At 38.1% G+C, this 23,453-nt stretch carries 29 protein-coding genes; 16 read left to right on the forward strand and 13 right to left on the reverse strand.

Annotated elements, in window-relative coordinates; translation table 11 throughout:
- Nucleotides 1–988: 988 nt before the first annotated feature.
- On the reverse strand, nt 989–1,873 hold the full coding sequence (locus PPBDW_RS00005; protein ID WP_036788307.1) for a RepB family plasmid replication initiator protein: 885 nt from the start codon (nt 1,871–1,873) through the stop codon (nt 989–991).
- A gap of 1,103 nt (nt 1,874–2,976) precedes the next feature.
- Nucleotides 2,977–3,123 (reverse strand): hypothetical protein, encoded by a 147-nt coding sequence (locus PPBDW_RS00010; protein WP_181318681.1) that lies wholly within the window; start codon nt 3,121–3,123, stop codon nt 2,977–2,979.
- A gap of 557 nt (nt 3,124–3,680) precedes the next feature.
- Here PPBDW_RS00010 and PPBDW_RS00015 point away from each other — a divergent pair.
- Genes PPBDW_RS00015 through PPBDW_RS00030 form a run of 4 tightly spaced genes read left to right on the forward strand, consistent with a single transcriptional unit; the run spans nt 3,681 to nt 6,269 of the window.
- On the forward strand, nt 3,681–4,403 hold the full coding sequence (locus PPBDW_RS00015; RefSeq protein WP_036788251.1) for a hypothetical protein: 723 nt from the start codon (nt 3,681–3,683) through the stop codon (nt 4,401–4,403).
- Nucleotides 4,404–4,452: 49 nt separating this feature from the next.
- Nucleotides 4,453–5,220 (forward strand): hypothetical protein, encoded by a 768-nt coding sequence (locus PPBDW_RS00020; RefSeq protein WP_036788310.1) that lies wholly within the window; start codon nt 4,453–4,455, stop codon nt 5,218–5,220.
- The gene (locus PPBDW_RS00025; protein ID WP_036788254.1) at nt 5,217–5,735 is read left to right on the forward strand and encodes a metal-dependent hydrolase; all 519 of its coding nucleotides are present in this window, start codon (nt 5,217–5,219) and stop codon (nt 5,733–5,735) included. The genes PPBDW_RS00020 and PPBDW_RS00025 overlap by 4 nt, the downstream gene beginning before the upstream one ends.
- A 30-nt stretch (nt 5,736–5,765) precedes the next feature.
- Nucleotides 5,766–6,269: a pilus assembly FimT family protein gene (locus PPBDW_RS00030; protein ID WP_207860770.1), complete on the forward strand. Its 504-nt coding sequence runs from the start codon at nt 5,766–5,768 to the stop codon at nt 6,267–6,269.
- A 53-nt stretch (nt 6,270–6,322) separates the two neighbouring features.
- Here the strand turns inward: PPBDW_RS00030 and PPBDW_RS00035 are convergent, their stop codons facing one another.
- The 6 genes from PPBDW_RS00035 to PPBDW_RS00060 form a co-directional block, all read right to left on the reverse strand.
- Nucleotides 6,323–7,861 carry an anti-phage dCTP deaminase gene (locus PPBDW_RS00035; RefSeq protein ID WP_036788256.1) on the reverse strand — a complete coding sequence of 513 codons (1,539 nt, stop codon included), beginning with the start codon at nt 7,859–7,861 and terminating at the stop codon, nt 6,323–6,325.
- 74 nt (nt 7,862–7,935) lie between these two features.
- On the reverse strand, nt 7,936–8,106 hold the full coding sequence (locus PPBDW_RS00040) for a hypothetical protein (RefSeq protein ID WP_207860772.1): 171 nt from the start codon (nt 8,104–8,106) through the stop codon (nt 7,936–7,938).
- Nucleotides 8,107–8,769: 663 nt separating this feature from the next.
- Nucleotides 8,770–8,970: a recombinase family protein gene (locus tag PPBDW_RS22755; protein WP_243422999.1), complete on the reverse strand. Its 201-nt coding sequence runs from the start codon at nt 8,968–8,970 to the stop codon at nt 8,770–8,772.
- 216 nt (nt 8,971–9,186) lie between these two features.
- Nucleotides 9,187–9,405 carry a hypothetical protein gene (locus tag PPBDW_RS00050; protein ID WP_036788259.1) on the reverse strand — a complete coding sequence of 73 codons (219 nt, stop codon included), beginning with the start codon at nt 9,403–9,405 and terminating at the stop codon, nt 9,187–9,189.
- Nucleotides 9,406–9,586: 181 nt separating this feature from the next.
- Nucleotides 9,587–9,844 (reverse strand): hypothetical protein, encoded by a 258-nt coding sequence (locus PPBDW_RS00055; RefSeq protein ID WP_036788261.1) that lies wholly within the window; start codon nt 9,842–9,844, stop codon nt 9,587–9,589.
- Nucleotides 9,845–10,200: 356 nt separating this feature from the next.
- Entirely contained in the window at nt 10,201–10,707 is a 507-nt protein-coding gene (locus PPBDW_RS00060; RefSeq protein ID WP_207860774.1) for an ankyrin repeat domain-containing protein, read from the reverse strand.
- Between the two features lie 578 nt (nt 10,708–11,285).
- On the opposite strand from PPBDW_RS00060, the gene PPBDW_RS00065 reads away from it, so the two are divergent.
- The 7 genes from PPBDW_RS00065 to PPBDW_RS00095 all read left to right on the forward strand — a co-directional run bounded on the left by PPBDW_RS00065 (nt 11,286) and on the right by PPBDW_RS00095 (nt 17,201).
- Complete coding sequence (locus PPBDW_RS00065) at nt 11,286–11,879, forward strand: recombinase family protein (RefSeq protein ID WP_036788264.1); 594 nt, start codon at nt 11,286–11,288, stop codon at nt 11,877–11,879.
- Between the two features lie 271 nt (nt 11,880–12,150).
- Nucleotides 12,151–12,663, forward strand: a complete 513-nt coding sequence (locus PPBDW_RS00070; RefSeq protein ID WP_036788267.1) for a WYL domain-containing protein — start codon at nt 12,151–12,153, stop codon at nt 12,661–12,663.
- A 3-nt stretch (nt 12,664–12,666) separates the two neighbouring features.
- Nucleotides 12,667–13,830 carry a hypothetical protein gene (locus PPBDW_RS00075; protein WP_036788269.1) on the forward strand — a complete coding sequence of 388 codons (1,164 nt, stop codon included), beginning with the start codon at nt 12,667–12,669 and terminating at the stop codon, nt 13,828–13,830.
- A gap of 16 nt (nt 13,831–13,846) precedes the next feature.
- Nucleotides 13,847–14,218: an STAS-like domain-containing protein gene (locus PPBDW_RS00080; protein WP_036788318.1), complete on the forward strand. Its 372-nt coding sequence runs from the start codon at nt 13,847–13,849 to the stop codon at nt 14,216–14,218.
- Between the two features lie 4 nt (nt 14,219–14,222).
- Nucleotides 14,223–14,987, forward strand: a complete 765-nt coding sequence (locus PPBDW_RS00085) for a hypothetical protein (protein ID WP_036788271.1) — start codon at nt 14,223–14,225, stop codon at nt 14,985–14,987.
- Between the two features lie 1,323 nt (nt 14,988–16,310).
- Nucleotides 16,311–16,547, forward strand: coding sequence for a hypothetical protein (locus PPBDW_RS00090; RefSeq protein WP_036788274.1), 237 nt, complete (start codon nt 16,311–16,313; stop codon nt 16,545–16,547).
- A 135-nt stretch (nt 16,548–16,682) separates the two neighbouring features.
- Entirely contained in the window at nt 16,683–17,201 is a 519-nt protein-coding gene (locus PPBDW_RS00095) for a DUF2441 domain-containing protein (protein WP_036788277.1), read from the forward strand.
- A 112-nt stretch (nt 17,202–17,313) separates the two neighbouring features.
- Here PPBDW_RS00095 and PPBDW_RS22760 read toward each other — a convergent pair whose 3' ends face one another.
- Both PPBDW_RS22760 and PPBDW_RS00100 read right to left on the reverse strand, forming a co-directional pair.
- Entirely contained in the window at nt 17,314–17,526 is a 213-nt protein-coding gene (locus PPBDW_RS22760; protein ID WP_036788281.1) for a hypothetical protein, read from the reverse strand.
- Nucleotides 17,527–17,607: 81 nt separating this feature from the next.
- Complete coding sequence (locus PPBDW_RS00100) at nt 17,608–18,288, reverse strand: DNA-binding protein (protein WP_036788321.1); 681 nt, start codon at nt 18,286–18,288, stop codon at nt 17,608–17,610.
- 231 nt (nt 18,289–18,519) lie between these two features.
- Here PPBDW_RS00100 and PPBDW_RS00105 point away from each other — a divergent pair, with 231 nt between their 5' ends.
- Nucleotides 18,520–19,008, forward strand: a complete 489-nt coding sequence (locus tag PPBDW_RS00105; protein WP_036788284.1) for a hypothetical protein — start codon at nt 18,520–18,522, stop codon at nt 19,006–19,008.
- 79 nt (nt 19,009–19,087) lie between these two features.
- Here the strand turns inward: PPBDW_RS00105 and PPBDW_RS00110 are convergent, their stop codons facing one another.
- Both PPBDW_RS00110 and PPBDW_RS00115 read right to left on the reverse strand, forming a co-directional pair.
- Nucleotides 19,088–19,405, reverse strand: a complete 318-nt coding sequence (locus tag PPBDW_RS00110; RefSeq protein ID WP_207860776.1) for a hypothetical protein — start codon at nt 19,403–19,405, stop codon at nt 19,088–19,090.
- On the reverse strand, nt 19,402–19,602 hold the full coding sequence (locus tag PPBDW_RS00115) for a hypothetical protein (RefSeq protein ID WP_207860777.1): 201 nt from the start codon (nt 19,600–19,602) through the stop codon (nt 19,402–19,404). Before PPBDW_RS00115 ends, PPBDW_RS00110 begins: the two co-directional genes overlap by 4 nt.
- A gap of 46 nt (nt 19,603–19,648) precedes the next feature.
- On the opposite strand from PPBDW_RS00115, the gene PPBDW_RS00120 reads away from it, so the two are divergent.
- The 3 genes from PPBDW_RS00120 to PPBDW_RS00130 all read left to right on the forward strand — a co-directional run bounded on the left by PPBDW_RS00120 (nt 19,649) and on the right by PPBDW_RS00130 (nt 21,258).
- Nucleotides 19,649–19,918, forward strand: a complete 270-nt coding sequence (locus PPBDW_RS00120; RefSeq protein WP_207860780.1) for a hypothetical protein — start codon at nt 19,649–19,651, stop codon at nt 19,916–19,918.
- Between the two features lie 234 nt (nt 19,919–20,152).
- Entirely contained in the window at nt 20,153–20,929 is a 777-nt protein-coding gene (locus PPBDW_RS00125) for a ParA family protein (protein WP_036788288.1), read from the forward strand.
- Nucleotides 20,930–20,946: 17 nt separating this feature from the next.
- Nucleotides 20,947–21,258, forward strand: coding sequence for a hypothetical protein (locus PPBDW_RS00130; protein WP_036788291.1), 312 nt, complete (start codon nt 20,947–20,949; stop codon nt 21,256–21,258).
- Nucleotides 21,259–21,320: 62 nt separating this feature from the next.
- On the opposite strand, the gene PPBDW_RS00135 is transcribed toward PPBDW_RS00130, so the two are convergent.
- Entirely contained in the window at nt 21,321–22,265 is a 945-nt protein-coding gene (locus tag PPBDW_RS00135; RefSeq protein WP_207860782.1) for an AraC family transcriptional regulator, read from the reverse strand.
- Between the two features lie 288 nt (nt 22,266–22,553).
- Between PPBDW_RS00135 and PPBDW_RS00140 the strand changes: the two genes are divergently transcribed.
- The gene (locus PPBDW_RS00140) at nt 22,554–23,081 is read left to right on the forward strand and encodes a phosphoribosyltransferase (RefSeq protein WP_036788293.1); all 528 of its coding nucleotides are present in this window, start codon (nt 22,554–22,556) and stop codon (nt 23,079–23,081) included.
- The last annotated feature ends 372 nt before the right edge of the window (nt 23,082–23,453 follow it).

A 23,453-nucleotide genomic window follows, 5' to 3' on the forward strand; every position in this document is an offset into this window, starting at 1 on the left:
TATAAAAATTATCAGAGCTACGTCAGTATTAATAGAATTAATACGATTTGAAAATTTACGTCTTTCTCTTGTTTAAATAACAATACCCATATATTTAAAAATAAATAAGGCCTATTATTGAAACGTAATCTTCTAATTTTTTGTGAGTTCATACTATTAATAATAAAAGGAGACATTAAGTAATAAATTAATTAATTAAAATAATACTGAGGTTCGTGCAATTAATAATAAAAAAGATGTTGAGTAATAAATTAATTGAAATAAATAATACTGAAAAAAACTTATTAAACGAATACAGAGCGGTTTTCACCATCGGCTGAATTAATTGCTGAATACATTTCTCGACGACGATCGCGGAATATACCCTAAGAGATACACTCTGCGTTGATCGCATCAATATCAAAGGTATGGACCAATACAGATTCCGTTGTACGGTCTGCACATTCAACTTTTTGACCGTGCTGGTTAGCGATGAACGAGCCATGCGGGTGACTTCTGCAAAGATAAGAACGTCATCCTATCTAAAAAGCGCTCTAAACGCCGCTGACGCCATTTTTTAGCCCCAGACACACAATCTCCTACAAACACAAGATTAGAGCCTCCGACGCGGTTTGAGTAGTCCAGAGTGCCATGTTTCTAATTATTTACATCTTGAGTATCACTAAATACATGCAAGTAAGCATAATTAGCCATATCGATTCCTTAATTGAGTAGGAATGATCACGCTAACCAAACAGACAAAGCCAAACTACAAAGAGAAGGGATAAATTGCGATGGTGTACGCTGATTGGGTTGTTACCCAATCAGCGTACACCCATAAAGCAGAATAACAACGATATCAAAGCGATATCACAGCATAATCCAATCAACGTACACACTGATAATGCAACTAAGTGTATTCTAATTGGGTTATTTAGCTAATCAACGTACACACTGATAATGCAACTAGGTGTATTCTAATTGGGTTATTTACCCAATCAACGTACACCTAATCATCAAGCAGGGGGCTTGTTTCCAAAGGATTACAAAGCTTTTTAAATCGCTTATCAATACAGTAGAACTGCTCACCACTCTTAGTCATAAATGAACCACTTAAAAAGCCAATGCTTTCAAGCTTCATTAAACCTAGTTTTATCTTACGATTCGCTTCTTTAGTGCAACTTTCTAAGCGTAGACGCTCACGCAAGCGAGTAAATGAGACAGGAATAGGATTTTCCGGCAAGGCCAATAAGTACAGGTACAAACACTGCGCAACCTCGGCACGAGGTAATTTAGACAGTACTTTCATGCTCACAAGAACTTGATAATCCAAACGATAGAGATCCCATAAGGATTCATCTGCCATTAGCTCTACCTTGTCTTTATCATCGTCATAACCGGCTTTAAGCAACATACCCGTATGCACAGCTTTGTTAGCACCTTTTCGGCGAAAGGTTAAACTTTGACTTTGAATACGCTCTAATGACTCACCTATTTGGCGACGTAAGTTTTTATCAAACCGACGACTTGGGTAGCCACAGTATTTAGCAAATTCACTGAATCTCAAATAGACTGTATTTGATAAAAATTCTAATTTGCTAAAAACTAAGACAATTCCGCACCAAACTTTAAAATCAGTTTCAACATTCAAACGTGTGCCACGAACCGTAACCGAGTCATAACCTTCTTTTTGACATAATTCTAGGTTTACGAGATCAATGGTTAAATCCATCATCATGCCGCTATTAATATTCACTTTACGGCCAATAGGCGTAAAAACACCAGTACGAAGTAATACATTGGGTTGAACACTTGTAGATGTACTAGTAATTAACTGTATTTCATTCGAGATAGTAACCTCCGTAAGAGGTAGTAGGTTCTTATCTTGAGCCATTTTGTCCACATTAATAAAAAATCCAACCCAATTAGAATACACCACTTTACCCAATTAGAATACACCCTCTACCCAATTAGAATACACCCTCTACCCAATTAGAATACACCGTCCTCCTCTACAGCCCTTGCTACATAAGGGCTAGCGCGATCAGGGATCTATTTAGGATCTATATAGGATCTATTTATTGGATCTATTCATTGAATATGTGGATAACTCTTCGAGTTAACACACATAGTCAATGTTCAAATAAACAATCAATTTTTATTTTGTTTTTTTAAGTAGGGACAAAGCGTTTTTTCGTCTTGTTCAGCCAGTAGAGCTAATGCAGCTTTTACTACTTGCGAACGATTGCAACGAAAAGAGCGAACAGTAAGTGATAAATCATCAATTAATTGATCTTCATATTCTGTTAGAGAAAAAGTAACTCGCTTGAATTTCTTTTCGCGCTTAGCTGGTAATTCTTTTGTAATAACATTAATTTCAGCACCGCAAGTAAAGGAATAAATTTCATTTTAATCAGTCACTTAAAATTAATAATCACGGGATGGTTTACGAGCATAAACAAGAGATCTCGCCTCTTAAATGAAAGAAACTTTGATAGCACTCTTTAGCATCATTTTCTGTTGAACGTTGTAAGATTAATGGGCTAATTTAAATTATGAATAAGTGTAAGTGGACAGTAGAAATATTTTGGATTGAGGTACTGAAGGGAGGATTGTTTTATCTAAAAAAATAAAGTTATAGTGCATTAGATGTTGTTGAATGATAAACCTTAATGTAATTAATAAATATCCAATTACAGATTCATAAGAAACACACCGCGTTATAAGCAACTGTAACATAACTGTAATCACCAGCTATGTAGTGTAGAGCGTTCATTTTTAACGAAGGGAATTACTTTAGGGTAGACAAGGGATGTTGCTGATAATGCTCAGTTAACTGTTGGCGCAGTCACTAAGTAAAAGAAATGATGAAAATATAACCTCTTCATTATGCTGCTTAATTGCAGTCATATCAACTCATCCTCATGATGCCCATCACAAAAATAAAGGTAACGTATTAAACCTTTTGTCGTAGCGGGTAAACCCACGCCAGCGACATTAAATAAGTGGGTGGCCATTGGTAACTAACACAATGAAAACAAACCAAATACGTGACAATGTAACGCCGTCTTGACGGGGACGTACTGCATTTATGGTGTTGTTAAGTGCAGTGATAAACAGGTATGGCGCAATGGGTGATCTCATATCACCACTTATTTGATGCGCAATAATTGCTTAGTTGTTAGGTCTGATTGATGTCGATACCGACACTCGCAAACCAACTAAGAAATGATCTGGAGTAACGCCTAGGTCTGCAGCGGTATTGGCGATACCGTGCGACTATGCCCAGCCCAAACTAATCTGTCGCAAAACTATCGCACCTGATAAAGCATAACGTTGAACAACCAAACAGATATACAGCTAAAGATGGAACGGTTTTTGATTGATGCTAACGCATATGTGTGGCATCACCCAGCCCCCGTCTAATGACTGCTATTGTCTGTCCGAAATATACGGTCGTTTTTATCGGACAACACACATAAATAACAAGGATATGTGATCACATAAATTGTTTACCCCTTACTTTTTGCTAAAAATTTCTTCCACTGTCCGAAAATTACAGGGGTCATCCGGACACGCTCCGCGAGTTTTTTCTCCGAAATTTTTACTAACTAACAACGCAGTTGCAACTGCCGTTGAAGCACATCCCACGCCCCAAATTGCAATTTCCTTTTCGCGTTTTTTTTGCTCACGCTACACAGATGAGATTTTTAAAACTTCGTACCGACAATAAACGCACGCGCAAAGATGGCACTAAATACGTCACTCCGTTGGTTGTCGATGCTCCGCGAAAGTTTGCACCCAGCAGTACCCGTACTGAAACTTGCCTGCGCCGCAAAGAATGTCAGCTGATCACTGGCGCTCACGATTCGGGTAAAAGCCGGTGGCTAATGCGCCTTAAAGACACCCGCCATGAAATCTGGGGCAAGAAATCCCAGCCAGTCGTACTTGAAGGACTGATGCCACTGTCTAGCTGGATCGAAGTTAAAGGGATCGACAAGTGGTATGCCGAATTTACCAAAACTGAACCGAACGCAACGCCGTGGCACAAACTCAACTTACAACTTAAAGCCGATTTACTTGCCGATTACCTGCTCGATACTCAAGCAATGCTATTCATTGACGACGCGCACAAACTCACTGGCCGTAAAGCCCAGATAGCCCGTAAATGTATGTTGTCATCAAAGCTATGGCTTGTTGCAACGAGCGAAGAAGGACGATTGCCGCCCTCAATGCGGCCATTAGTCGAACGCCGTGACCCCCAACGTACCAATCTTGAGAGTGACGTAAGCTATGACACCACCAAGGCATTGATGTGGTTTTTGGTTGCCCTGTGCGTTGTAGCCGGAGCGTGGGAAGTGGGAGCTGTTGTTGGTGGCTTACAGATGCTTGGTAGCGGCAGGAGATCAACCCGTGCCGACTAAGCCAAGTCTATTTCAACTGATTATCATCACCCTAACAGCCAATATAGCGATGATGCTTTTTGCCGTGCTTTACGTGCTATTAGCATTACTCAGCACCAAAGCCAACGCTGAAACTGAGCCAAAGAGTCAATGGCCTATAAATCTACCGTGGCAACAACCCGATGGCAACGAACCGCCACCAGTACAAGTTTTTGAGTTACCAACTCTTAAAGGCAAGAGCCCCGACTTTCATACCGCGATACCCGCACTGCAGAACGCACCCAAAGCAAATCCTGATCAAATCTATCAAGTGATCACCCGTTGCTACCCTGAAAAGACCAAGTTCAAAATAGACGTTAACTTAGTCGCAGGTATGCGCAGCAGTATTGATCAATACGACTCAAGCGATTGGCCAAGCATAACTGATCATTACATCGGTATTGTTGGCGAGATGCCGCTGTATTCAACCACAGAACAAGCAAGAGAGCGCGAATGGGAACATAAACGCAGGGTAGGTACAGCAAAACAAGTCGCTGATTTTGTGCAAGCATTAGCTAACCGCAACCATGCTTACCGTGAGATGGGGATATACCTCGCTATGGAAGCCCGTTCGCAAGCCCGAGTAAAACAAGGGATAGCCAACATTACCGAGCAGATCGGATTTTTAGAGAAAGTAGCCACTGCCCAACGCGACATATTAAAATATGAAGCGCAAGTGATCGAAAACCGTTTAGCCCTGATATCAATGTGCGACAACGACAGTAGCAAACACGTAAACACCTACCTCAAGAAAATCGCCTATCTACCACAGCCAAAATCAACTGAACACAACCAATGAAATGGCTCAATCACACACTCATAGCTGGCGCATTGTGTGCCGTTGTTTCACCACCACACGTTGCAGTCTGTGTTGCTGGTGCAACCGCACCCGATTGGATGGAATACGTTGCTAAGATTTGCGGCCGCAAAATCAAACATCGAGGACCGACTCACGTTCTCACCCATTGGCTAATAGCTGCGATTGCATTCACCTTTATTTGGGATTACCACGGTATTTTTATGGCCTTCGCCTGGGGTGGAGTCAGCCACATATTAACCGATGCCATGACTGTAAGCGGGGTACCGTTTTCCCCCTACAGTGACCGACGCTTCCACCTCTTCGGAGGACGCTTTAGGACCGGCGACCCCATAGAATACGCCATATCAGCCGCCGTCATTGTTATCTGTATTGGTGTGAGTCACTTGATAGGCAGTAGCAGTTTTAGCCCGTTTTTCTTTGATTGGGCAGGCTATTACGACAAAGGTTTAATTGATGGTTCTGAGTGGAAAGCTAACCGTTTCAAATTCATTTGAGTTGCATAACTTAAGTAATAAAGGTAAGTCATGAAAAAACAAGGATTTAATATATTAGAGCTTATCGTTACTATCGCTATTCTAGCTATAGTATTCGCAGCAGCCGCACCAAGCTTTCATAATCTAATAGCGCGTAACAAAGTAGAACGAACGATTACAGAACTGAAAGGTGTGTTCATTACAGCCAAGTCAGAAGCCGTGATGCGCAACAAAGAAGTTTACCTGCACACTGTAGAACTCACCGACATAGCAACTTACACTGATGATTGGTGCGTTATCGCCACCACCGAACCCACGGCCAACAGCTGCACCACCAATAACAACACCCTTTATATTCTTGATGGTCATAACCTAAGTGGTCTTAACATCAAACGGCATAAAGACTACGCCAGCATTAAGATCGATAGCATGAATGGGCACCCTAAATTCAATGCAGGTGAGGGAGTCATAGATTGGTTAACGTTTGAGAAAGTGAGTGGTAAAGCAGTCACGATGAAAATGCACATGTTTGGGCGGTTGTATAGTAAGGGGTAGGTGTGTGGGTAAGAAAAAAGCCGCAAAAGCGGCTTTTTAATTTTATATAAATATTAAGTAAAATAAGCATTCACCGCTTGAGCAATTTTAGCTTCTCTTTCTGCATAATTATCGATAAATTCAGAATCTGCATGATATGAATCACTTACTCTGATCTTAATAGCTCTACCATCATCATTTTTACGATCGCCGTTATATCTAAAGAATACTTCAAATCGTCGAGGAGAAACCCCTTCAAATGGAACAAGAATAACTTTATCTTTTTCATTTGAATCACTTATTGCATCATCATGTAATTTCAAAGCAAGGCTCTTTTCATATGGTTCGATATAAACAACCCGATGAATACCAGCAGCAATAATATGACGAGCGCAATTATGACAAGGATATGTTGTAGCAAAAAGAGTCTTACCTACTGAACTCTGATGATAATTACGAGCAAGTGACACAATAGCGTCCATTTCAGCATGCACCGCTCTTGAATATTCAATTAAAGACTTTATCTTTGTGCCAGAAGTAATTTCGCTTACTAATTTATTAACTAAATCAGAATTATTAGAAATATTATCTTCTAATATTTCTTTAATCTCTTCTTTTAGCAACGCTTTATGTTTATCGTTAGAGCACTGACCACGTCTAACACAACGAAAATCATTACTCGAATTTGATGTATAAAGACCGCCATTGAAGCTTGGTGCATCATTACAACCTGTAGATAAAATATTTCCATCAATATCTGTTATCGCAGCACCGACTTGACGAGATAAACAAGCAGAACGTAGTGATGCCGAATAAGCAGCATGCATACCAATTTCATCAAGAGATGGAGTTACACCATTCACGCCATGGACAAGTTTAATAAATCTATCGACTGTTTTTTCTAATCTCTGATCTTGGTTATGTATATTATGGATAAAATAATCCGCACCAAATAAAGTCTTCTCTACTTGTTGGCCATGAGTAACACTCTTACGATCTCGGCGAATTAAATCATCTATTTCAGAAGAAGACATTTTCTCTTCTTCTAAATTTAATCGGCGCTCTTTCTCAGTCCTAATTAACCCTAATAAGTAAAAATTCCTAGGGTATACAGACCGTAAAAGTTCAACTTCTGCAGGATGCTTTAATTGATCGATTATATAGGCAATTTTTTTTGTCGTTTTAACTAAGTCACCGGAATTATCCGGTTGCTCAAAATCATCTTGACAAAGAAGTGTACGGTGCACCGCAATTTCTTCTATGGCACACGCAGCTAAGATAGATTCTTTATGTTTTAGCCTTAATTCATCACCTTTTTCTTGAAGATCAAAGTAACGCTTAAAACCAGAGAGTTCAGAGGTTTGCATGCCAGTTTTTTCAGCAATTAAGGCGCTGATTCTAATATGCTTAACTGTATATCCCGAAGATTCAAGAGAGTGTAATAAATTCTCTTTTAAAGACTTAATGCCAGAGCCAACAGCACCACAAAGACCAATCACAAGCTCACAAGAACGACGTTTTTGAATTTCTTTTTGAATGTCATTAGTTGTTGAATTGGAAGCTGATACACGTTTAATATTGCTAATTTTAGAAGCTGTTGCTTGTTTAGACATAAAAAAACCCAAGAAATGTAATGGTATTACAATATTCTTAGGCTTTTCTTCTATGCAATCAAGATAATATTCATCTACCAACGAATTTTTTGTGCGGCTTTCAACAAATTAGCCCTTGCTTGAGCTTTTTTATTGCATGTAGATGTAAATGCTAAAACGTCTGCAGTAGCTTTACCTGAAGACAAAGATTTACTTTCTGTGTGCTGAGGTTTAGCTTCTTTATAATTGTTTAAATATGTAACCATATACTACCTACCTATCCATATGTGTAATAATGGATACCAATAAAGTTGGCACATTCTACGTGTTTTTGTCATCCCTTCAATACTAACATAAACCAAAATCTACAACTTAGCTAACATAGATATAAGAATAACTATATTCACCCTCATTAATAATCAATAGGTTACATAAAAAAATGATTCTAAAAAACAATAGAACACAACATATAGTGTCTGTTGTTTTTTTTAAAACCTTATATTGGCAAAGACAATTTTATGTAAATTTGCAATGCAGTTCATAATCTTATTCCATGCGCCTTCCTTTAAAGACATAGATATCCTTGTAATCGTCATCCTACTAGACTCCCACTTCTCTTGTATTTGTGAGTAATTACGACCTAACGCTAACTGATCCAAAATATCCTGATACAGTGATTCATTTACATGGCGACCACGATACTTTCCTTCTACATTTGTTTTCTCAATACCCTATACTTGGCGATCATGGCGAGTTTCATAATCATCACGAGCCATGGTTGCGCCCAAATCCAACATTAACTAGGTTAAAGCTAGAGTGATACTGTTTTGCTCACCCCAACTAAACACAGCATGAGTCATCGGCTGATCAGCCACTACAATCACTAAGCCTTTTTCCATTCTGTGGGCTTTTAAGATTTTCCACTCCAACTAAGGTAAACGAGTAAGGCGATCCATTTTTTCAATCAGCAATACATCACCGGCTTCACTATCTTCAATCAACTTATTGAGTTCAGGCCGTTCTAATTTGGTGCCAGATTGGTTTTCGATATAGTAACCAGTAAGACAATGATTGAATTTGTAGGCAAAGGCTTTTAGTTCTTCTTTTGCTCGTTGGGCATGAATGGACAATCTAAATTTAATCCGGTAGGGAGCCATAAATTAGGAGTGGTATTATTCGAATGTTTGTAGTTAAGAAAAATGCCGCCTCAATGGACAATCATTTAACATTAAAGATCAGATACGCGACCTTATGACTTAGATTTATTTGCCAACACAATTAAAATAATTAAAAAAAAAAGACCGCCTCAGTGGACGGTCATTTAACTATATCGTCTCATATATCTACTAATTTAAACTACCATAGTAAATTTTAATACCTGCACTACTTTTGTTTTTACTATAAGTCCCTAGCGCTTTCAGCCTCGTTGACATCAATGATGCATTAGAAGGCCCCATATATGTACCCGTATGCACTTCTGAAAATCTATGGCTTTCTAGAACCGTTCTAGCATCTTGATCGAAGTCTGTTACTTTTTTTGATGAAATCACAATAAAGCTTGGCATCTCTAATCCTCCTTGATTGATTGCTCTTATATACAAGATAGGGGCAAAGAGCTCATTTTAAAGATTCAGATATTAGTTTTCTTTATAAAGAAGCTCTATTTAACATTAAACTTATTCATTCTTATTAAAATTCATATAACGGCTGTTATATTTCAATGTATATAGATTATGTTTCTCTGAGTTAATCATTACACGCTTCACAAGTACAATCATCTAATTTTTCATCACAATCATTACAACGCTCACAAGTACAATCATCTACTTTTTCGTCACAATCATTACAACGTTCACAAGTACAATCATCTACTTTTTCGTCACAATCATTACAACACTCACAATCGCAATCACCTTCTTTTTCGTCACAATCCTGACAATAACCACATGAACAATTACTCATAATATGTGCACATTCATTACAAATTTTATCCATTGGATCCATAATATTTCCATCATTCTAGTAAATAAATTTCAAAGCTAAGGCCTGTACCTTAATTTTGACCATCTTTTAATTAAGGTTAAAAGATGATTACCATATGGAGGTGAAATGATTATTTTCAATGATGCTAACCATTTATCTAAAATTAATCTAAATACCCGAAAGAGATTTATTGTAAATCTAACTCTTTTTATCAATATCATCACGCCATGAATCGCTTATCAATCTGATGTGACCCAAATACCCGTTAAATCGTTCCTAAAATCGATTTTAAAGGCACAAATACCGAGCGTTCGACACATAGGCTGTATTTAACATGAAAAATTTTATGCGCACTAAAATAAATATCGTTAAATTATTTAATATTTTGCAAATAGATCTTGTATGCTCTTAGGTATTCCAGCAATAACAGTTAACATCTGTCTAGCCGTTTTCCAACCGTCTTTTTTAACGTCTGGATCAGCTCCAAACTGTAACAAAAGATCAAATACCTCATAATTAAGAGGCATACTATCAAATCCCATTCTCAAAGCACTTATCCCTTCAAGGTTTTCATGCTCTATCAACTTATCAGCCCCATTTTCCAACAGTAAGCGCATACCTTCTACATTACGTTGACGTACTGCATACAACAATGGAGTATTGCCATAAGAATCTATAGCATTCACATCAAGACCTTTTTCAAGTAAAAATTTAATCGACTCTAAAGGGGCATGTTCTCCGATAGACTTAAAAATATGGTGAAAATAAGTCCAATGTTCAGAAGGTGTGACTTCATTAATATCAGCCCCTTTGTTAATCAAATCCTTAGCAAATTTGATATCACCATCAAGAACTGCATCAAACAACTCTTCTTCATAATTCATCACTAATTTCCTTTTAAAATCACTTGATAGCGCTACTTGATATCAATGTACTGCACCAATATATAATCCCTTCAAATAGTTGTTGTAGGGTGAGATGTGGGGATATTGAATACCACACAAGTACGATCCGTACCGCATTGAGATACCCCTACCAAGTCTTTGCTCGTATTTTATTACTCAAATTTTTTTCTTTACAAGCCTAAACCAACTCTATCTTTTGAAGTTGGTTTTTTTGTCAAAACAGCCGTATTTAACAATATGCATCTATCACGTACTACGAGATCCGAGTTCACCTCAAACATCACATAAACCGCTTATTTTTCGATTTATTGTCATTAACATACGATAAAAAAGTGGCGTTGTTATTTTGTTAACCATGTTACCTAATTCATAAATCACCACTTCAACACAATAAAAGCCCCTAGTCGGTATCCCCTTAAAATCCGTGTGCTTTTAATCATGCTCTACTGCATACACGTAAATCCTCCGTATTACGTACGCTTTTGGTGTTTACTTTTAGATATGCATACGCTACATTTAGCACACAACAACCATAAGCACACAGCGAGGCCGATAAAATGGAATTTGCATACGTTCGAGTATCAACAACCACACAAACAACAGATAGCCAAATTAGCGACATTCAAAAGTCATATCCTGGCATCGAAATATCAACCGATGTTTGTAGTGGAACGGTACCAGCAGCAGAGCGTGAACAATTAAGCCGGTTACTCGATAAATTAAGAAAAGATGATGTACTGATAGTTTGGTGGATAGATCGCTTAGGCCGTGACTATCACGATTCAGAAACAACTATCCGCGAGCTGTTAAACCGTGGTGTCACAATCAAAACCATTAATCAGAATATGACCTTTGCTTACTCTGGTAATGACATGCAAGACATGACAACCAATATTCAATTAACCATGATCACTGCAATGGCAGCAGCAGAACACAAGAACCGTTTAGCCAGTGCTGAAGCTGGACGCCAAGCAATTAAGCAGGACCCGAAGTTATGGGCTGAAAAGTTTTCAGGACGGAAACCAAACATGGAACGTAAAGCAAAGATTATCGAACTATTAGAACAAGGCTTATCCGTTCGAGAAGTGGCCATGAAAGTAGGATGCAACCCGAGTACGGTTCAACGGGCTAAAAAGATCGGTTTAATATAGATTGGTTTTGCAAACCAGTTCGTTTTAGGTGGTTAGTGAATTGGTTTCGTTGGGGTATACCTAAAAATTAAAATTTACAATTAGATATAAATTGATCTTATTGATAATAAATAACTAATGCTAATCTTAGTGTTTATTTCATTAAGATAATGAATTAAAAGTCTAATATTAGACCTGTCCATTATTATTATTACCTTCGTTGTAGTATAATTTATTGATTTTACTGGCAGTTCAAGGTAACTATGAGTGCATACCTACAGGGAGATTTATAATGTGGTTAGGTGGCACTCTGTGTATTTTGATAGCTTTGCTAACTCTGCATATCGTAAAAAAACGAAAACTTTCTTCATTAAGTGATAGAGATCGTTTTGATTTGTACGTTAAAAAAAACAGTTTGTCACTTTCTGAACAAGTCGAGCTTTGTCAAAAATTAAAGTTAGATCATCAGATAGGCCATAGAGCATACGATTCAGTTGAAGACTGGCAAAGAGAATTAACAGTAGTTTGGAGTGGAACAAGTGCAAATATCGAGTTTACATATAGAAAGTATGATGTTCGAGAAAGGCGTATAATTTCCCCTACAGAATTTGGTTTTGATGGAAATAAAAGAGCATATATCAAAGGTGTTTGCCATGTTAGCAACGAGCTACGAACTTTCAAAACAGCTCGAATAGAAACAAAGCTAAAAGTGGGAACAAAAAGATATGATATGACCGAGTGGCTAACAGAGTATCTATTTGTTGATTCAAGTGAACTACAAGACTCTTTTAATATAAAACTATAATATATGAAAAAAATAACTGAAAAGCAGTGGCTACGAGATATCCAGAGGTCATTGAGACATCGAACTCCTAATAGAACTGTTTCAACAACTCCGTTTAATCATATTCCTAAAAAAATATATGAGCCTGTCAATAAATTCATTAAAAATGAAATGAAGTGTGGACTTCATTACAAATTATCAAAGAGCCGTAAGAAAGGGCTGATAATTTACCTACCGAAGGTAATGGATTTTAAAGATAATTATGAAACAACCATCCAGCACTTAACAGTCATAAGTAAGCTGGTTGAGTTGATTAAAAAGAACAAAGGACGGCGTTTGCCAAGAGGAGCTTACAATTTAGGAAGCGTTAATTTTGACAATCTCTGCTCAATATCGACACCGGCAGCATTAGTGTTAACAGCTGAGATATCGTCATGGGATGATTCTATCCGCAATAAGCTGACACCAAAAGTAAAAAGATGGAATGATGATATATATAGCCAGCTTAGCGATTTAGGTTTTTTTGATTTATTCAACAACAAACCGATGATAAAGCCATGTACAGAAGAGCACCCCTGTTCTGATAAGCGTTTAGTTCGTTATAAAAAAGGCAAATGTGGTATAAAAGGAAAAACAAAAGAATTAAAGAATGAGTTACGTGCTATCGTTGGTGACAACGTAAATAAATGGACTTTCTTACATACTGGTCTTGGTGAAGCAATAACGAATGTAAGCCACCACGCCTACCCTGATGGATATGAATCAAGAAGTCCAAAAAAACAATGGTTTCTCACAGGTTCATATCATGAACCGACTCGTAGACTAAAGGTGGCATTTTTTGATCAAGGAATAGGTATAGCCAGAACGCTACCAACATCCAAGATAAAAGAAAAAGTAACTGAATATTTGGCAAAACTTCCTATTAGTGCGTTCGAGCGAAAAAAAGATGAGCAGATGTTAAAAGCTGCTGTAGAGATTGACAGAACCAGCACAGGTGATAATGATAGAGGAAAAGGTCTTCAAGATCTTTTAGAATTCATAAAGCAGCGGAAGGATGGTAGGTTGTCAATCTTGAGCAACTCAGGACACTATACTTACACAATGGATAATGGAATAGAGGCTTCAGAGTCTAGTGGACTAAAAAGACCAATACTTGGAACGTTAATTATCTGGAGCGTAGTCCTTTAGAATGAAGAAATTAATAATGAGTATATTCAATATAGGTAAACAATTTAGTGATGACCCTCAGGGACGCTTTTATAAAGATGGCCAAGGTAGTGGTGAAGAGTTCAGAGAAGAGTACTTGAGAGTTAAATTAGATGAATTGAAAGCAAATGAACAGTTAACAATTATACTTGATGATAACGTTGATGGTTATGGTTCATCTTTCTTAACAGAAGGCTTTGCCGGTATGGTGAAGTATGGATACATAGATAAGGATACTTTATTATCTAAGTTAAAGTTCAGTTATAGTGATGATGACTTTGCTTTCTACGAGAAGAAAATTCGACAATATATTAGTGAGGCTATATTTAATTCGGTAAATTACGTACCAACTCGTCCATTAGGTGCGTAACTACATGAGTTCTAATCAAATTATTGAAATAACAGATAGTATTGCCTGTGATGCAGTCACAGGCACTTTTTCTATAGACAGAATTCCGACAATAAATACTAATACCCAAAATGTTAGTGAAGCACTAGGGAAAATCAACGACACTCTAGTACAGAACTGCTCTTTAGACACTACAAATACTTTTCTAAATAATATTGCGACTTCTATTAAGAATTTACAGCAAATTTTTACGCAAGCACCAATATCAGATGATCTTATTTCACGGTTAGAGCAATTAAATACAACACTATCAACTACACCAAAGTATTCTTTTATAGAAACACTTGGTGGAGCCTTGTTTTCAGTACTTGCCGCTTTTGTCTTTAACTTTCTTTATTGGAAAATGAAAGAAAAAAAAGAAAAGTTGCAAGCCAGTATAATGGAAGCAAAAGTAGCGTTAGAAGAGTTTGAAATAAATTCCTCAAGTTATTGGTCTTGTGATTACAGACCTAAAGATATTACTAGTAGCTCTATTCAAGAGGCAAAAATCAAATCCAATCACTTTATTTTGCTTAGTACTTTTAACAACAAAATTAGACCACTAATTGGTAGTACTAAAAAAGATAAAGAATTCAAGGAAAAAATAACGAAAGAAATTGAAAGTCTTTTTGATATAGCAACAGGGGGCGATTTTGAGTCATCATCAAGACTGGCGAATAGAAAAACTGTATCTGACATAATTAGGCGATGCGCAAGGCTTAAAACTCAGCTATCCAGCTTAGGGGCTTAGACCTCATATCACGCACCAAACTCTTACAAATATAATACTAACTGGATAATAAAAAGCCTGCGCCAGCAGGCTTTTTTATTGCTTTTGATCTTGCTTTACCGCAACGACCAGCCCACGTAGACCGCTATATAAATACAGTAAACAAAGCCTGTAACCAAATACGGACAGGCCAAAGGCGTAGACACTACTTTTTAGAACTAAGCGGGCTACATTGGGTGGGCGGGGGAGGTTGTGGAAGCCGATGTGCGAAGCGCAAGGTAATTGGCAGGGACTGCCAACATAGCAGCCTAACAACACCAACTAAACAGCAAATAGACCATAAAACTCAACCGCACGGCCATTGCGCTTTTTAATGGCGGGGCGACACCTTGCCCGCTTTATGGCTTGCCCATTAAACGATAAATAAAGGCAGCTTGCCTGCCACTGCTAGGCTTTTGATTTGGCTTGTGGCCACAGCAACCACAATGTCCAACGTGGACGCGCTAAATTTAACATAATTGCCTTTTATGCTTGAAGTTGCCCAGTGCCCGCCAGCTTGCTGGGGCTAGGCACGTAACAATTTCGCATAAAATCCATTATGTTAAGGTTGGTTTTGGTGAGGGACGAAGCATAAAACAGCCGTAATTCTGAAGCGGCTACCCCACGACACGTATTCGCACTGCAATAGCGAACCGCAACACTATTCCTTTAAATAAAATAACGTGAGCTATTGCTGTGCGTCAGGCTCTTGTTTGCGCTCGCGTAAACTTCCCCATGCTTGGGGTTAGGGGTTGGCAGACGCTTTTAGAGGGCCAGCTAAATTGAGAAAGTTTGTGCTTTTGAGGCCATGACATTTACCGCTGTGGCGATTTAGCTTGTCTGAATGTCGTTAACCACGGCGGTGCTGTTGTGTGATGGCCGAGGAAGTGTAATCTTGAAAAATTTCGCCAGCTGGCCGGCATTATCTCTGGTGAAGAAAGTCCGTCTTTTGGTACTGTCAGCCTGATATGAGATCTAATCTCTTTTAGGTTCAATTCGTAACATACCCAACAAGCAATCAACACTGATTTTCGGCGCCTTAAACAATCTTAAAACAAGCCTTATAACCCAAATTTAAGATGAAGTACGATCTCGAAGTGCCGATAAGGTGCATACTGTTAAATACAGCTGTTTTTAGAGAAAAGTCATACTTGAGTCGATTGGCAGGTGTTTGAGCCTTTAAAATCGTTTATAAGGGCTATTTGACGGGTGTTTTTGTTCAGCGGTAATAGATAAGTGACTATATTTCGTGTTGAACAATATAAGATTAACAATAAATTTAATTATTAATTAAAACGGATTTTTATGACTTTAAGTGATGCAAAAGAATCAATTAAGAATGCGATTCCATCGGGTTATGAACAACAAAATGTAGACGATTGGATAATATCTACGGGGAATTCTTTATCTAATGAGGAAATGGCAGGTGAAACATTTTTAAGAGAATTTGCGATTAGATATAGAGATTATACTGCTTTAGTAATATGTCATATTCAAGACACTCAGCCTACAGAATCAGATCTTATTAAAATAACTTTATAGATTTCGTCATGAATGTGAAATGCCGTCTGAAAGGACAGTATTTTTGTATGTGAAGTTTTTTTTTGCGCATTTTAAACAAGTGACGATTGCGATCTTTATGATTTGGTTTTGTGTTTTATAAATTTGGAGGTCTAAATGAAGAAATTTTATACTGTGGATAGGGTTGGTACTCTATCTAGTGGTACTGTAATTAATATTACTAAGTATGATGATGTAAATCCAAAAGCACTACAGGTTCACGTCGACTCACTATTTCCAAGTGGCGTTTCATTTCATGGTGAAAATTATTTATTAAAAAAAGGCAGTCATGGGCAAATATCAAATTCAGCTATCGAGTTGCTATTTGAGTATGTAAGGAGAGCTAATTTCCCTGAGATCCCATCAAGATTTGAATGTTCATTTGCTTGCGAAACAATTGAAGAAGCTAAAGTGTTTCGTACGAATTTCGGGCAACCAACCGATAGAATATTTGAAGTATTTTCTGAAGGGTCGTATTTCAAAGGAAATATGGTGTTGTTAGAGAACAACCTGACTTCGCTCGTTTGTTCATATTTTGCTGATGAGTATTGGAAGGGTAATCAAGGTCCTAATCCTGATTGTTTTTGGGAAGTATTGCTTGAACTACCAGTTACAATTGGAGAACAGGTGGTCTAACACATAGAGAGTGTCCTAAATTCTGTGTAATTGCCTACGCGAAGCTAACAAGTAGCCCTATCTAAAACGAGGTCCAGTTAACATAATTAACTGGACTACACATCACCAATGCTTACTCATTGCTCTCTTTTGAAAGCAAATCTTCATAGTGCTTAATCGTTCCCTGCTGCTGCTCAATAGTCTCAACATGCTGCTTAATATTCGTCTTTAGCTCAACCACTTCCGATTGTGATTGCTCTAGACGCTGTGTGTTTGTCGAGTGAGTAGATTTAAGATCAGATAATGATACTTGTAGTGTATTACGCTCTTGCTGTATCTCGCGCAAGTCTCTATCAAGCTGTTGATTTTGCTCTTGTATTGATTGTTTACTCGTTTTTAGTTCATCTATAAGCTCTTGCTTACTCTCTTATGATGACTCTAAACGAGTTACTGTTTTAGATAGCTCAATCACTTCAGCATTGAGTTGTTTGATTTGATCATTAAGCTCAATATTTTGCGTCTTGGTTGATGCAACTAGCTCTTTATTACTCTCTAGTAGTAATTCATTTTTCGCCAGCTCAGTACGCACACGCTCATTACTAGCCTTTGATTCAGTGAGTTGGTTAGTTAACGATTCAATCTGTTGGCGTAATTCTTGAGTAACAGCTTGTTGTGCTTTATCTGCTTGTGATAATTCAGCTTCTACTTCTTTAATACGTTTTTCACGCTGCTCAAGTAATGCTGTTTGCTTATGTAAGCGTTCCTCTGCACGTTCAAGATCATCAATAGCAATCAAGCTTTGCTCTTTAGCATCATCAGCGATATCACGGTAACGGCGTTCGGCCTCTGTTGCATGACGAGTGATCTCAGCCATAAACACACGTGTAAATTCTTCTGAGAAACCCATTTTTTCAAGCAATGATTTTTGATTAGCTTCAAGCTCATCTTTCCATGCCTTGTAGTATTTATGCACTGTTGAAGTGCTGCTGACATCAGGCAGCATTGAAAGCACGATACGAACGCTAACCTTCTGACCTTTTGCATAAAGATCATTACAAATTTGAGTCACTTTATCTTGTAACTGATTACCACTAAGAGAAACGCTCATATCATCACCGCTATTAATTAACCTGTTATAAATTACAGCCTAAAATACGAACAAAAACAACGAACGAACAGTGTTCGTTCGTTGTTTAGTAGGAATAAAAACCAATACTCGAATCAACCAAATAACACCCATAAGAATATGAAATGTGTTGTAACAGTTTATGGTTTTCACTTTTTTATAAACTCATTTATAAATATCATATTGATATATATATGAATTGAACCATATAAAATGAGTAGTAAAAACGCACAAGAAAGGTTGAATAACGAACGTTTATATCAACAAATAAGCAACGAATTAAAAAGTGACTACAGACTAGATGGTTTATGGGTTCAAGCCCTATCTGAAACTGAACATGATGAACAAAAAGCTAAAGCATTATATATATCGTTGCGCTTTCAATACTTAATCGATGAAGAAACAATAAGACTTGAGGAACAAGCAAGACTTGAGGAACAAGCAAGACTTGAGGAACAAGCAAGACTTGAGAAACAAGCAAGACTTGAGAAACAAGCAAGACTTGAAGAACAAGCAAGACTAAAAGAACAAGCAAGACTTGAGGAACAAACAAGACTAAAAGAACAAGCAAGACTTGAGAAACAAGTCGAAGAGAAAACTAGAATCGATGAAGAAGCTCAGGTAAAGAATAACTTAAAACAGGCAACTATATTTAGCATGATTATCATCATTAGCATGATCATTATTTTGTCCTGCGTATAAGAATAAATTATCTTCCCGTTAAGTATCTATAACGAACTGCCCTGATCATCAATCAAGGCAGTTTAAAAATAACCAACATCTACAACGACGTATATAACCCCGTCATTTCAGTAAATGTACCTTCCAACATATCGCAATAAATCCCCGATTGACGCCCTACTTCAACATAATCCAACTGACCACGCAGCTTGTGATAACTAATCACGCTATAAGTATCACTTGGGTCTAACATCACCCGTAACCGCGTAACTTTATTTAACGCTCCAGCACTAACTGGCAAATCAAACTGCAAGCCAGGATCGGCAATTCCTACAAAATGCTTCGCCCCCGTCATAGTAATAAACCGGTTACCGCCTAGCTGATCTAAAATGATTTTCGCAATATCCATATAACTCATAATTCTGCCTCCGCTTCATATTCCGTTACTGCCGCAATAAAACACTCAAGATCACCACAAGTAGTAATCACTGGCCCCAATGCAGGATATTGGCGTATCACTACATTTAACGCATTAACCATAATTAGCACGCTTGGATTACATACCCGTAGATTTTCATACAGTTGATAAAGCCGCTGATCAATTTGATATTCCACAGAACCGCCGCCCATCGCTGTAGAGCCTGAGTGGTGCTTGGTTGGTGTGAGTTGGAATGTGCCATCGCTTTTCTCCTTAGTGAATGTTTTTCATCGCCGTTTTCGCCTTGGCTTTCCGTGGCACAGCATGGTTCTTGAAGCAAGGGCGCGTAGCGTGCATTTCACCCTTGTTGAAAAGGTTCTGCTGCTGCGAGGATCAAAAGCCAACGCAAACAAGATGAGTAAACAGAGAAGAGAAAACGAACAAGTACATGGAAACAACACCAGCCTTAGCAGCACTTGGCACAGCAAGCGAAAGCTGTTGCTCTTGATTTAGCTTTTGAACTAAATAGCCCTGATTGTTACCCGTAGGGACAAGACGTTGCGAAGCGTTGTTAGGCTTGGTTGAACCACTGAAACAAAGGAGGAACGACTGCAGACGAAGTGTGTGAAATAAAGCAGGTTCTAGGCTTCACATAAAGGCTTTTTGTTCTTGAATTTTCAGAACTAAAGATTAAACTATATCTCAATAATGTATTACATTTGTAATACACAACTAAGGGATTATGCAGTGAAAGTTATAGCGATAATCAACCAGAAAGGTGGTGTTGGTAAAACGACAACAGCCATTAACCTTAGCGCCCAATTTGCTAAGGAAGGTAAACGAACTCTAGCTATCGACTTAGACCCACAGGCCAACATGACCGTGGTATTAAGTGGCGGCCAGTTTGAATTCAAAACCACAATTTCAGATGTGTTTGAAGCGGCTAAAAAGAACAGTATCGTAAACGCTATTATTCCAGCTCAAGCTGATGGCGATAACATAGCGAATTTATCACTTTGCCCAACAGATATTCGCTTAAGCCGAGTGATTGAGCAAAGCCTGACGAAAGTACACCGCGAACGTATTCTGCTTAAACAACTACAAACCATAAAAGAGCAATACGACGTTGTTATTTTAGACTGTCCACCGAACCTAAGCTTAACCTCAGTCAACGCAATGATGGCGGCTGACTTATTCTTAATTCCTGTAGATGGCGGCTCGTTCTCATTAAATGGATTAGCCGATCTGCTCGATGCGTTAGAAGAAGTAAAAGAAACTGACGATGTGAACTTTGCGGTATTTAGAAATGAATACGCGAAAGCTAATAAGCTGATCAACAACTTCCTTGATGAACAACTTAACGAACTTGGCGATAAAGTATTAAAAGCCAAAGTACGTCGAACAGAAGCGATTGGCCAAGCCAGCGTTAGTGCTGAACCACTGCTAACCTACAAGCCAGGTTCAACTGCACTAAATGACTATAAAGCCCTTGCAAAAGAAATACTTGCAAGATTAAATGTATAACAAATGTAATACATTATATGACTAAATTAAAAGGCATGACGGCCTTAAATCGTCGCAGTCAGCGAAAGCTTGATACAACAGAAGAGAAGCCACAACAACACGACAAAATCACCACTGTTGCGACTCGCCGAAATGTCACCACAGGTACTTCTCCCGTCCCTATGCGTTTATCAGCTAACGATAAGGCCGAGCTTAATTTGTGGTTGGAAGAGTTGAGCGAGCATACGGGTAAGAAAATTACCGGCGCAAAATTACTACGTGGTTTATTGAAGATGCGCGGCCAAGTAAATGAGAAAAAGTTAATCCAAGCAATTTATGAAGCCAACTAAAATGTACTACAAAGGTAATACATTTTATAACGAGGCTGTGAGGCCTCGCTCTATCCCGATGGTTATTTTAGACCCATCACTGCATAGATCTGTCTTCTCTGATTATTTGCAACAAGCTCCGATTGAGTCCTATATTGCTTAGGGTTTACCCCATAGCTTTGACGAAATTTCTTCGCAAAATACGCAGGGCAATTGAACCCTACATTCTGGGCGATCTCAGTAATTTTGCTCTGCGATTCACTAAGCATTACTGCGGCATTGCGAAGTCGATAACTGAGCAGGAATCCATTCGGGGTACACTTTAGTGCTTGCTTGAACATGCGATAACATTCGCTCTCACTAATATTTGCCGCTGCGCTAATGTCTGCTACAGAAATTGGTTCTGCGTAGTGCTTTTGGATGTATTCCATCACATTTTGCACTCGCCTTTCATTTCCCTGCTTTTTTTTCGACTTTATAAGTAGTTGAGGCTCATTACGGCAAAGTAGCATCCAGCATTGCATTAAGCTGGCTGTCATTGTTATTTCGAAACCAATTTGTGAGCTCTCCCAGTCGGCAAAGCTTTTGCGTAATACAGCAATCGCTTCAGTGTGCCAATTATGGTTAACTGTAAACTTATAGAACAAAAAGCTCCTATTGGTTACCAAAGGCTTAATATACTTCTTGTGCAGTAAGTTTACCGGGTCACCTCCAAGTAATCGCGGTTTAAAAATAACATTCAGGATTCGACAATCCTCAGAGCCCACGTCAGTAAAGTGATGCAATACTCCTGAATTAATCAAGACCATTTCACCTTGATGGAGTGTTGTTGATTGCCCAATACACTCAAGTTTTGTAGTCCCTCTAACCACAAGCACAACCTCTATCTCATCATGCCAATGCCAAGGCACCTCTCTATTAAGAAAGCGCGAAAAAACCTCATCATAATAAGCACAAGGAAAGGCTTCATCACCATGAGTAGTCAACTCTTGGTTTTGGCTGTCTACTTTGATGTCATAAATCTGCATTTTATCACTTTGGTAGGATTGTCATATAAATTGATAGCATAGTAATAGTTTCGGCTTTAATGTGAGAGTATTCTCTCGCAATAGATAACCATTACTAAATGTTAAGGCAAAACAAACGTCACGCTACTAGTTACCTTTCTTTTATTAGCCTAGGTTTGCCTGACTGATGGTTCTGCTTGATCAACCACCAGTCAGGAGTTGAATTCTTTATTAAAATATGCCGGTGCCATCTTTATCATCAGTGCTGGAACTGGTCTGCAAGCTACTTAATTTAAGTGAAATATAACTATGACAGCATTTATATCAGAACATATTGGTGAACAAGTACTCAGTCAATCTCAAATTAAAGATGGCGTTACGCTGGTTGCTCAAAAACTCAATGCTCTGTTTGATGAAGCAGTGATTATTAGCGTAGTTCCTGGTGGTATGCTATTTACCGCAGACTTAGTAAGACAGCTTGAGTTTGATGTCTACTTAGATTACATCTCTTGCCCTCATACCCCGGGTGATCGTCAAAACCAATCAGAGATTATGTATCAACAAAATATTGAAATTAAAGGAAAAAATGTAATTCTGATTGATGATGCCATTGAGTCAGGCGGTACAATGAAGCGTCTAGTGGAGCATTTGTTGACCAACAATGACACAAAATCATTATCCATTGCGACGTTATTTGTGAAATCAAGTCGTATCGATATTCCCGTAACGCAATTTTTCGCTTATGAAATGAATAACGATGACATGCTTGTCGGTTATGGACTCCCATGGAGAGATAAGCTTCGCAACATTCCCTACATTTCAAAACTTAGCAAATAACAATCTTACCTTTTCGCCAACTTGATTTGTTATGCTCCTGATCAAGTTGGCTTGTAACCTTTATATATGAATTTATATTAGGCTCGATGTGCAATGCTTAAATAATATTCCCAGAAAGGTATATAGTTTAAATGTATAGAAGAATAACAGTATTATTTTATTATCCTTCATTTATGGGTGGGGAATATTATATTGCTTATTGGTCAGATGGTGTTATTGAATCTTTAATGATAGGTAAATATACACAGTTATTGTTTATCTATAACTGTAGTGTTGTTAAATATAATTAATAACAAAGTAAGCGTCTTAAAATCGACTCATTAACTTTCTAATATCAACACAGATACAACCAACTAAGGCGATATCTGTCAT

It is taken from the genome of Photobacterium kishitanii (assembly GCF_000613045.3).
Taxonomy (GTDB): Bacteria; Pseudomonadota; Gammaproteobacteria; order Enterobacterales; family Vibrionaceae; genus Photobacterium; species Photobacterium kishitanii.

Excerpts from the sequence above, each read along its gene's own strand:
- PPBDW_RS00005 (WP_036788307.1), bottom strand. The coding sequence starts at position 1,873 with ATGGCTCAAGATAAGAACCTACTACCTCTTACGGAGGTTACTATCTCG.
- PPBDW_RS00010 (WP_181318681.1), bottom strand. The coding sequence starts at position 3,123 with ATGAGATCACCCATTGCGCCATACCTGTTTATCACTGCACTTAACAAC.
- PPBDW_RS00015 (WP_036788251.1), top strand. The coding sequence starts at position 3,681 with ATGAGATTTTTAAAACTTCGTACCGACAATAAACGCACGCGCAAAGAT.
- PPBDW_RS00020 (WP_036788310.1), top strand. The coding sequence starts at position 4,453 with ATGATGCTTTTTGCCGTGCTTTACGTGCTATTAGCATTACTCAGCACC.
- PPBDW_RS00025 (WP_036788254.1), top strand. The coding sequence starts at position 5,217 with ATGAAATGGCTCAATCACACACTCATAGCTGGCGCATTGTGTGCCGTT.
- PPBDW_RS00030 (WP_207860770.1), top strand. The coding sequence starts at position 5,766 with ATGAAAAAACAAGGATTTAATATATTAGAGCTTATCGTTACTATCGCT.
- PPBDW_RS00035 (WP_036788256.1), bottom strand. The coding sequence starts at position 7,861 with ATGTCTAAACAAGCAACAGCTTCTAAAATTAGCAATATTAAACGTGTA.
- PPBDW_RS00040 (WP_207860772.1), bottom strand. The coding sequence starts at position 8,106 with ATGGTTACATATTTAAACAATTATAAAGAAGCTAAACCTCAGCACACA.
- PPBDW_RS00050 (WP_036788259.1), bottom strand. The coding sequence starts at position 9,405 with ATGCCAAGCTTTATTGTGATTTCATCAAAAAAAGTAACAGACTTCGAT.
- PPBDW_RS00055 (WP_036788261.1), bottom strand. The coding sequence starts at position 9,844 with ATGGATCCAATGGATAAAATTTGTAATGAATGTGCACATATTATGAGT.
- PPBDW_RS00060 (WP_207860774.1), bottom strand. The coding sequence starts at position 10,707 with ATGAATTATGAAGAAGAGTTGTTTGATGCAGTTCTTGATGGTGATATC.
- PPBDW_RS00065 (WP_036788264.1), top strand. The coding sequence starts at position 11,286 with ATGGAATTTGCATACGTTCGAGTATCAACAACCACACAAACAACAGAT.
- PPBDW_RS00070 (WP_036788267.1), top strand. The coding sequence starts at position 12,151 with ATGTGGTTAGGTGGCACTCTGTGTATTTTGATAGCTTTGCTAACTCTG.
- PPBDW_RS00075 (WP_036788269.1), top strand. The coding sequence starts at position 12,667 with ATGAAAAAAATAACTGAAAAGCAGTGGCTACGAGATATCCAGAGGTCA.
- PPBDW_RS00080 (WP_036788318.1), top strand. The coding sequence starts at position 13,847 with ATGAGTATATTCAATATAGGTAAACAATTTAGTGATGACCCTCAGGGA.
- PPBDW_RS00085 (WP_036788271.1), top strand. The coding sequence starts at position 14,223 with ATGAGTTCTAATCAAATTATTGAAATAACAGATAGTATTGCCTGTGAT.
- PPBDW_RS00090 (WP_036788274.1), top strand. The coding sequence starts at position 16,311 with ATGACTTTAAGTGATGCAAAAGAATCAATTAAGAATGCGATTCCATCG.
- PPBDW_RS00095 (WP_036788277.1), top strand. The coding sequence starts at position 16,683 with ATGAAGAAATTTTATACTGTGGATAGGGTTGGTACTCTATCTAGTGGT.
- PPBDW_RS00100 (WP_036788321.1), bottom strand. The coding sequence starts at position 18,288 with ATGAGCGTTTCTCTTAGTGGTAATCAGTTACAAGATAAAGTGACTCAA.
- PPBDW_RS00105 (WP_036788284.1), top strand. The coding sequence starts at position 18,520 with ATGAGTAGTAAAAACGCACAAGAAAGGTTGAATAACGAACGTTTATAT.
- PPBDW_RS00110 (WP_207860776.1), bottom strand. The coding sequence starts at position 19,405 with ATGAGTTATATGGATATTGCGAAAATCATTTTAGATCAGCTAGGCGGT.
- PPBDW_RS00130 (WP_036788291.1), top strand. The coding sequence starts at position 20,947 with ATGACTAAATTAAAAGGCATGACGGCCTTAAATCGTCGCAGTCAGCGA.
- PPBDW_RS00135 (WP_207860782.1), bottom strand. The coding sequence starts at position 22,265 with ATGCAGATTTATGACATCAAAGTAGACAGCCAAAACCAAGAGTTGACT.
- PPBDW_RS00140 (WP_036788293.1), top strand. The coding sequence starts at position 22,554 with ATGACAGCATTTATATCAGAACATATTGGTGAACAAGTACTCAGTCAA.